Source organism: Dyella subtropica, assembly GCF_026283965.1.
Taxonomy (GTDB): domain Bacteria; phylum Pseudomonadota; class Gammaproteobacteria; order Xanthomonadales; family Rhodanobacteraceae; genus Dyella_D; species Dyella_D subtropica.
Window position 1 is genome coordinate 207,286 of record NZ_JAPDPD010000006.1, and the last position, 8,561, is coordinate 215,846.

Annotated in this window: 6 protein-coding genes; all 6 read right to left on the reverse strand. The window is 64.3% G+C overall.

Translation table 11 applies throughout. The annotated features are described in order from the left end of the window. Positions 1–244 precede the first annotated feature (244 nt). Positions 245–943 (reverse strand): response regulator, encoded by a 699-nt coding sequence (locus OUZ45_RS07300; RefSeq protein ID WP_266169278.1) that lies wholly within the window; start codon positions 941–943, stop codon positions 245–247. Continuing rightward, complete coding sequence (locus OUZ45_RS07305; protein WP_266169279.1) at positions 940–3,600, reverse strand: sensor histidine kinase; 2,661 nt, start codon at positions 3,598–3,600, stop codon at positions 940–942. Before OUZ45_RS07305 ends, OUZ45_RS07300 begins: the two co-directional genes overlap by 4 nt. Before the next feature lie 94 nt (positions 3,601–3,694). Continuing rightward, on the reverse strand, positions 3,695–4,273 hold the full coding sequence (kdpC, locus tag OUZ45_RS07310) for a potassium-transporting ATPase subunit KdpC (RefSeq protein ID WP_266169280.1): 579 nt from the start codon (positions 4,271–4,273) through the stop codon (positions 3,695–3,697). A 10-nt stretch (positions 4,274–4,283) separates the two neighbouring features. Beyond that, complete coding sequence (locus OUZ45_RS07315; protein WP_266169281.1) at positions 4,284–5,759, reverse strand: outer membrane beta-barrel protein; 1,476 nt, start codon at positions 5,757–5,759, stop codon at positions 4,284–4,286. Between the two features lie 76 nt (positions 5,760–5,835). Beyond that, on the reverse strand, positions 5,836–6,048 hold the full coding sequence (locus OUZ45_RS07320) for a hypothetical protein (RefSeq protein WP_266169282.1): 213 nt from the start codon (positions 6,046–6,048) through the stop codon (positions 5,836–5,838). Positions 6,049–6,223: 175 nt separating this feature from the next. Further along, positions 6,224–8,296 carry a potassium-transporting ATPase subunit KdpB gene (kdpB, locus tag OUZ45_RS07325; RefSeq protein ID WP_266169283.1) on the reverse strand — a complete coding sequence of 691 codons (2,073 nt, stop codon included), beginning with the start codon at positions 8,294–8,296 and terminating at the stop codon, positions 6,224–6,226. Positions 8,297–8,561 lie beyond the last annotated feature (265 nt).

Here is an 8,561-nt window from a genome sequence, read left to right on the forward strand (position 1 = left end):
GGCGACATCTTGCTGCTGTGGCGGTCGTCCAATGACGTGAGCGTGGGGCGCCATCCCGTGTCATCAGGGGACGATGACAACACGTCAGTACCTGACGGTATATGGGGAATAATCGGAAAATAGGTCAGTGGAGGGCGAGACAGTCGGAATTCGGCCGCCGCTGACAGTGCGCATCAGCCAAGGCGCACAAGGGCAGCGGTTGTGGAAGGACAAGAGGAAGGACACCTCTTATCAAAGGGTCTCGCTAGTTGTGGGGAAGAAAGCGGTAGCCCACGCCCGGCTCCGTCTTCAACCAGCGTGGTGTGGTCGGGTCGTCCCCCAACTTCTGCCGCAGCTTGCCCAGCACGATGCGCAGGTAATGCGTGTCCTGCACATGTGTGGCGCCCCAGATGTCACGCAGCAACTGTTGTTGCGTCACCACGCGGCCGGCGTGTCGAAACAGCATGGCAAGCACGGCGTATTCCTTGCGGGTCAGCGCCAGCAGCTCGCCATCCAGATGCACTTCACGACGCGCCAGGTCGATCGCCAGCCGGCCGTCGTCATAGCGTTGCTGTGCCGGTTCCGGTTCGCCAGGGCGGTTGCGCAGCAGTGCGCGCAGGCGCGCCATCAATTCCTGGATGCCGAACGGTTTGGTCACGTAGTCGTTGGCGCCCGCATCGAGCGCGCGGACTTTCTCGCTCTCCGAGTCGCGCACGGAAAGCATCAGCACCGGCACCTGGCTCCACTGGCGCAGCTCGGCCAGCACGTCATGGCCTTCGCGGTCCGGCAGGCCGATGTCGAGGATCACCAGATCCGGCGTGCGTGTGGCGGCCTTGGCGAGACCTTCGGCTGCATTGGCTGCCAGCACCACCTCGTAGCCCTCGGCGCGCAGGCCGATGTCGAGGAACTTGCGGATCTGCGCTTCGTCGTCGATCACCAATACGCAGGGAGCGGAGATACTCATTCTTCGGGCGGAGCCGGCAAGGGCAGGGTGATGCGAATGGTGGTGCCACCACCGTCGCCAGGCAAGGCCTCCACGCTGCCGCCATGCGCCCCGATCATGCCGCGGCAGATCGCCAGGCCCAGCCCGGTGCCCTGCGGCGCGCGGTCGCCGCGCGAGACCGAATAGAACATGTCGAAGATGCGCGCGCGCTCGTCTTCGGGAATGCCGGGGCCGCGATCGCTGACGTCGATGGTCAGCCGTTCCTTATCGCTGCGCACTATCACACGCACCGCTTCACCCACCGGCGAGAACCTTGCGGCGTTCTCCAGAATGTTGAATAACGCCTGCTCGATCAGCGCGGGATGGACATAAAGCAGCAAAGTGTCGACCGGCAGCACGGTGTCCACCTTCAGTTCGGGGAACAGCTTGTGCAAGCGCGTGACGGCGGCAGCGACGATTTCGGCCACATCGGTCCAGTCGCGATTGAGCTTGAGCGTGCCGTGACCCAACTTGGTCATGTCGAGCAGGTTCTGGATGTAGCGGTCCAGTCGCTGTCCTTCGCCGAGAATCGCTTCAAGCAACTCCTTCCGTTCGCCCGGCGGCAGCTGATCGCCGTAGCTGGACAGCGTGCCGGCGGAGCCGATCATGGAGGCGAGTGGCGAGCGCAGGTCGTGCGACACGGATGACAGCAGCGCGTTGCGCAGGCGTTCGGTTTCGCCTTGCACGCGCGCGCCCTCCAGTTCGTCGGCCAAGCGTGCGCGCTCCAGCGCCTGGCTGATGTCTTGCACCATCGCCAGCGCAAGGCTGCGCTGGTCTGGCGACAAGTCGCGTTGCTCGGGTGTAAAGCGCAGGGCGGCGACGCCCAGCGGATTCCCCTCGCTACCCAGCGGAAGCAGCCAGCAGGGGGCGGCATTCAAGGTGTCGGTGTAGCGACCGGCCGGTTCGGTATGTCGCTCACTCCAGTCGGCGGCGGCCAGATCCTGCGGCGTCAGGTGGACATCGCGTGGCGAGATGGCCACCACGCCCAACACACGACTGGCGTCGCGCGCGAGGATCGCCGCATCGCAGCGCAATGCGTGCGCCAGCGCGGCTGCGCCGACGTCGCGAATGCCGCCGGCATCCGCGCTAGTCGCCAGCCGTTGTCCCAGCGCAAGCAAAGCACGCGACTGCGCATGCGCGGCGCGCATCGACTCCACCTGGCTCGACAGCTGCGTCGCTAGCCGGCTACATACCATGGCCGCAACAAAGAACAGACACACCGCCAACACGTCGTCAAAGTTGGCGATCATCAACGTGTAACGCGGCGGCGCGAAGAAGAAGTTGTAGCCGAGGAAGCACAGGATGGCAGTGTAGATCGCGACGGCCATGCGCGTCCGCACCGCCACCACCAGCACGGCGGTGAGGAAGATCGACGAGAGATTGGCGACCGACAGATAGCGATCCCCAATGAACGACAGGCCGAAAGCCACGATAGTGGCAACGGTGGCGTACACGTACTCGTCGCGACGGCCACGACCTCCGGGCATGCGCAGGCGCAGACGCGAGCGCACGCGCTCGGCCGGTGTGGCGATGATGGTCAGCTCCAGATGCGCGCCGCGGCGCAATAGCAGCTGGGTCAGCGAGCGGCCCAGCATGCGTGCCAACGGCCGTTCGCGCGTACGGCCGAGGATGATCTGGCCAATGCCTTCGCGATCGGCATGCGCGATCAATTCATCGGCAATCGCATGGCCGCGCAGCACGATGGTGTCGCCGCCGAGCCGGCGCGCCAGCCGCATCGCCGCATCGAGCTGCTCGCGACGCGTCTTGTCGAGCGTGGCGCCGGTGTCGACAAAAGCCACGCTCCATGGCGCGCCACGACGCTCGGCAATACGCCGCGCCACGCGCACCAGGTACTCGCTCTGACCGTGGCCGTCGATGGCGGCCAGCACGCGGCGACGCACCGGCATCGCCCCGCCGCGCGCCAGCATGTGATCGCGCAGATCGCTATCGACATGGCCGGCGACCGTCTCCACCGCCAGTTCACGCAATGCGGCGAGGTTGGTGGGCGAGAAGAAGGCATCCAGCGCGGCGGCTGCGGTTTCGGGCACGTAGACCTTGCCCTGCTTGAGCCGTTGGATCAGCTCGCGTGGCGGCAGATCCACCAGCACGATGTCGCGCGCGCGGTCGAGAAACGCATCCGGCACCGTCTCGCGTACGGTGACGTTGGTGATGCGCCGCACCTGGTCGTTGAGACTTTCCAGATGCTGCACGTTGAGCGCGCTATAGACCTCGATACCGGCGTCGAGCAGTTCGGCAATGTCCTGCCAGCGCCGCTCGTGTCGACCACCCGGCAGATTGCTGTGAGCCAGTTCGTCGACCAGGATCACGGCCGGACGCCGCTCCAGTGCGGCATCCAGATCGAACTCGGTGAAATCGCGCCCGCGGTAGTTCACCGGCCGGCGCGGCAATACCTCCAGCCCCTCCAGCAACGCACTGGTCTCGGCACGCCCGTGTGTTTCCACCAGGCCAACCACGATGTCCACGCCCTGCCGTTTCAGTTCGCGCGCGGCCGAGAGCATGGCGAAAGTTTTGCCCACGCCAGGCGCGGCGCCGAGGAAAATCTTCAGGCGGCGGTGCCGCTCCTCCTGCACGCTCTCGAGCAGGGCGTCGGCGCGTGCTTCGCGGTTAACCTCGGACATGTTTCATTGCCTGGTGGAGCCTTGTCGTACTTTAGAGCTTGTACGCCATCGCCGAGCAGTCCGCTTGGACTACCCGGCGACAGTGAGCGCGCTTTCAGTGCTTTTGTAGTGCATCCAGCGCAAGGTTGAGGCTGAGCACGTTTACGCGCGGCTCGCCCAGCACGCCAAGTTGGCGACTGGAAGTTGCCTGGGTCACCAGCTGCTGCACCTGCGCCACGTCCAGCCCACGTGTTTTCGCGACACGAGCTACTTGGTACTGCGCAGCCGCCGGACTGATCTCCGGATCCAGTCCACTGCCTGAAGCGGTGACCAGGTCGACCGGCACCGGCGCGTTGTTGCCGGGGTCGGCGGCCCGCAGTGCGTCGATGCGCTGCTTCACCGCATCGGTCAGCGCCGGGTTGGTCGGACCAAGGTTCGAGCCATTGGAGGACACGCCGTTATTGGCCATCGGCGTCGTTGCCGATGGCCGTCCCCAGAAGTACTTGGGCTCGGTGAACGACTGCCCGATCAGGCTGGACCCGACCGGCTTGCCATCCTTGACGATCAGGCTGCCGTTCGCCTGCGCAGGAAACAGCGCCTGCGCCAAGCCCGTGGCCACCATCGGATACACCACGCCGGTGATGACGGTCATCAGCAGCAACATGACCAGGATCGTGCGAATCAGCTTGCTCATGATCTTTACCTCAGTAGTGCAGGATCGCGTCGACCAGCGCGGTGAGCTGGTAGTTCTTCTTGCCGGCGTCGTAGATCGGCTGGTCGTACGCATGCTCGTAACGAAGTTCAGGACGGATCTCCAGATCCGGCGACACCCAGTGCGTCAGGCCCAGCGTGTGGCTGGTGTAGCGGGTGGCAAAGCCGGTGCGCTCGCCCTTCATGTCCTTATAGAACTCGTTGCGGAACGTCACGTAGGTCTTCGAGTTCAGCTCGAAGTTGAGGTAATTGACGATACCGAACTCGCCAGCGGTGCCCGGCAACGGCGACGATCCCGCGACGCCCGGCGTGCCGCCCGGGCCAAAGCCGGGGGCATTGCGGGAGTACATACGGTAGGCCTCGGTCTGCATATGCACGCGCTGATTGAAGCGGTGGCCCCAGGTCATGACGTACATCTGGACGTTGTTGTAATTCTTGTCGGACTTGTTCCAGTTGTTGATGCAGGGGTACAGCATGTCGTTGTTGTCGGCCGACACCCAGCGCACGCAGCTCTGCAGCGAAGGTCGTGCGGACTTGTTCCAGGGAGCGACGTCATTGCCGGCGTTGATGCCGATCTGGAACGTCCACTGCTTGTTGAGCCGGGTGGTGGTCATGATGCCGGTCTGGGTGTACGGGTCGACCGTGTACAGAATCGAGTGGGTCACCAGATAGTTCTGCGGCGCGAACTGGGCCTCGATGTCCGGCACCGACAATTCACGACCGACACGGATAACCATGCCCTCGGCGATCGAGGGAATATAGAAATCGAAGTAGAACAGCATCGGGTCGACGCCGTAGATCTTGCCGTTCAACGCGCTGTGCGCCTTGGGGTGGTTGAGCAGCTGATTGCTGAATACGCCCTTGGTCACAGTGTAGTGGTAGTCGTAGCCATACAGCGTGGAGATGTTGAAACCCCAGTCCATATGGTCGGTCTGCACCGTGTCTTCGACGCGCGAGATATTGGCGACCAGCTGGTCGAACTCCACCCGGTTGGGGCGCGTGGCATAGGACAGCGGATAGTTGGTGAAGCTGGACGAGCTCGCATTCATCGACGGATTGATCCAGCCGTTGATCTCGATGCGGTTGCGCTCCATCCAGTGGCCGAGCGACGTGCAGGACAATGCTTTCTGTAGCGGGTATTGGCCATAGGAGTACGGCACGCCGATCGGTGCAGGCACGCCGCCCAGCTGCCATTCCGAACTGGGAAACGGCAGCGAATCGAGTGGCGCGTCTAAACCGCGGCGCGCCGCCGCCGGCGCGTTCGGATCGGCCGGCTGCGCATCCTCGCGATAAGCCGCGGCTAGACGGGAGAAAATGCCGCTGGAACAGTTGCTGCTGGCTGTTGGCGACGGCGACCCGGGGAGATCGGCTGCAGCGGAAACGGGGACTTCCACGACCGAGGCAAACGCCTGACCAGCCGGAGCCAGTGCAAGCACGACCGCGAAAGCAAGAGCCTTTTTGTATTGCATATCCAATCCTGAGTCTGGTCCGGGGCGGACCGCCTTATTGTTGATAGTCGAATGGTGAGGGTGTCGTGACACCCGGTCAGATACCGGCGTAGCCGCCAAGCGCATAGTCATCACGCTCACTGCCCGCCGCTTCGGCGTCACGTGGCGCCTGGGCAACATGCGCTACTCGACCTGATTGCGTGGGCAGGGTGATGATCACGTCGCAGGTCGCGTCGTCGGCTGACAGACGAAGCTCCATGTCGGGATGCGTAGCGTCGGGTAGTGAAACGGCCACTTTAAGCGTCTGCATAACGTTGAACCTCCAGAGGTTCGAGAGTGTTCTCCCTCCCTTGCGTGTCCCGCGGGGACTTCCTTCGGGCGTAGCGGGGGAGGGCTGGGGTGGGGTGAAGCCCCGCAAGTTTGCAACGTCGTCGCAAGGGCTTTACCCCCTCCCAACCTCCCCTGCGCGCAGGGGGAGGAGCAAGTCAGGCCAGTCCGATCAAGACCAGCAGCATGTCGATTATTTTGATGCCCACGAACGGCACTGCGATACCACCCAGGCCATACACCAGCAGGTTGCGGCGCAGCAGCGCACCGGCACCGAGCGCCCGGTACTTCACGCCTTTCAGCGCCAGCGGAATCAGGAAGATGATGATCAGCGCGTTGAAGATCACCGCCGACAGAATCGCGCTCTGTGGTGTGGCCAGCTTCATCACGTTGAGCGTATTGAGCGCCGGATAAGTGGTGGCGAATGCGGCCGGAATGATAGCGAAGTATTTCGCGATGTCGTTGGCGATCGAGAACGTGGTCAGCGAACCGCGCGTGATCAGCATCTGCTTGCCGATCTCCACCACCTCGATCAGCTTGGTCGGATTGGAGTCGAGGTCGACCATGTTGCCGGCTTCTTTCGCCGCCTGCGTGCCGGTGTTCATCGCCACCGCCACGTCGGCCTGGGCCAGTGCCGGGGCGTCGTTGGTGCCGTCGCCGCACATCGCCACCAGGCGGTTTTCGGCCTGGATGCTGCGGATCAGCTTGAGCTTGGCCTCGGGCGTAGCTTCGGCGAGGAAATCGTCCACGCCTGCCTCGGCGGCGATGGCCGCGGCGGTGAGCGGGTTGTCGCCGGTGATCATCACCGTCTTGATACCCATGCGGCGCATCTCGGCGAAGCGCTCGCGGATGCCGCCCTTCACGATGTCCTTCAGCTCGATCACGCCCAGCGCGGTAGAGCCTTCAGTGACGATCAGCGGGGTGGCGCCGCGGCGTGCGATGTCCTCGGCCATCCGCTTGACCAACGGCGGCAGATGGCTGCCGTTGGCTTCGAGGTAACGCTCGACGGCATCCAGCGCGCCCTTGCGGATCTGCCGGTCACCGATATTCACGCCACTCATGCGGGTTTGCGCGGTGAACGGCACGAACTCGGCGTGGCCCTCTTCCAGCTGGCGTTCGCGCAGGCCGAAGCGCTCCTTCGCCAGAATCACCACGCTGCGACCTTCCGGTGTTTCGTCGGAGAGCGACGCAAGCTGCGCGGCATCGGCGAGGATCGCCTCCTCAATGCCCGGCGCCGGCAAGAAGGCCACGGCCTGGCGATTGCCGAGCGTGATGGTGCCGGTCTTGTCCAGCAGCAGCACGTCAACGTCGCCGGCAGCTTCCACGGCGCGGCCGGAGGTGGCGATCACATTGGCGCGGATCATGCGGTCCATGCCGGCGATGCCGATGGCCGAGAGCAGGGCGCCGATCGTGGTCGGGATCAGGCAGACCAGCAGCGCGATCAGCACGGTCAACGTGATCGGGCTGCCGTGACCGGTCACCTGCACGCTGTAAATCGAATACGGCAGCAGGGTGGCGCAAGCCAGCAGGAAGATCAGCGTGAACTTCGCCAGCATGATGGTCAGCGCGATCTCGTTCGGCGTCTTGCGCCGCGCGGCGCCTTCCACCATCGCGATCATGCGGTCCAGAAAGCTCTCGCCCGGGTTGGCGGTGATGCGCACCACCAGCCAGTCCGACAGCACGCGGGTGCCGCCGGTGACCGCGCTGCGGTCGCCGCCGGATTCGCGGATCACTGGCGCGGATTCGCCGGTGATCGCGCTTTCGTCGACGCTGGCGGCGCCGAGGACCACTTCGCCGTCGCCCGGCAACTGTTCACCGGCTTCCACCAGCACGAAGTCGCCGGTACGCAGATCGCTGGAAGCGAGCAGGGTGACGGCCGCCTCACGTGTCGGGCCGGCCAGCTTCTTGGCGATCACGTCCTTGCGCGAACTGCGTAGTGCGGCGGCCTGAGCTTTGCCGCGTCCTTCGGCCAGTGCTTCGGCGAAGTTGGCGAACAACAGGGTGAACCACAGCCACAGCGTGACCCAGAAGATGAAGCCGGTGGGCGCTTCGCCGTGGCCGGCCAAGGCCTGAGCCCACAGCAGCGTGGTCAGCACGCTGCATACGAACACCACGAACATCACCGGGTTGCGGATCTGCTGCCGCGGCGAGAGCTTGCGGAACGAGTCCGCGATGGCCTTGAGGATCAGCTCGCGATCGAACGTGCGGACTGCATGGGTATGAGTTGTCATGAAATCTATGTCCCGGTGGATCAGTGGGCTGGCGGGGGCTGGCGGTGCCCTTGATATGCGCCTCGCTGCTTTACGGCGGCCACCAGGTGGTGAGGCGCGGCGCAGGGCATGGTGGTTCCATGTTCAAGTCGTGGATCTCCGCCTGGTGGCCGCCGTAAAGCAGCCCGAAGGGTCGGGCCTGAGCGCCCGCATAACTGCGTCATCGCTCGGTTGTGTATTGACATACACGCCCTCACTCTTCCTTGTTCTGCGGGCGCTCAGGCCC

Coding starts and splice junctions, on each gene's coding strand:
- OUZ45_RS07300 (WP_266169278.1), bottom strand. CDS start 943: ATGAGTATCTCCGCTCCCTGCGTATTGGTGATCGACGACGAAGCGCAG.
- OUZ45_RS07305 (WP_266169279.1), bottom strand. CDS start 3,600: ATGTCCGAGGTTAACCGCGAAGCACGCGCCGACGCCCTGCTCGAGAGC.
- kdpC (WP_266169280.1), bottom strand. CDS start 4,273: ATGAGCAAGCTGATTCGCACGATCCTGGTCATGTTGCTGCTGATGACC.
- OUZ45_RS07315 (WP_266169281.1), bottom strand. CDS start 5,759: ATGCAATACAAAAAGGCTCTTGCTTTCGCGGTCGTGCTTGCACTGGCT.
- OUZ45_RS07320 (WP_266169282.1), bottom strand. CDS start 6,048: ATGCAGACGCTTAAAGTGGCCGTTTCACTACCCGACGCTACGCATCCC.
- kdpB (WP_266169283.1), bottom strand. CDS start 8,296: ATGACAACTCATACCCATGCAGTCCGCACGTTCGATCGCGAGCTGATC.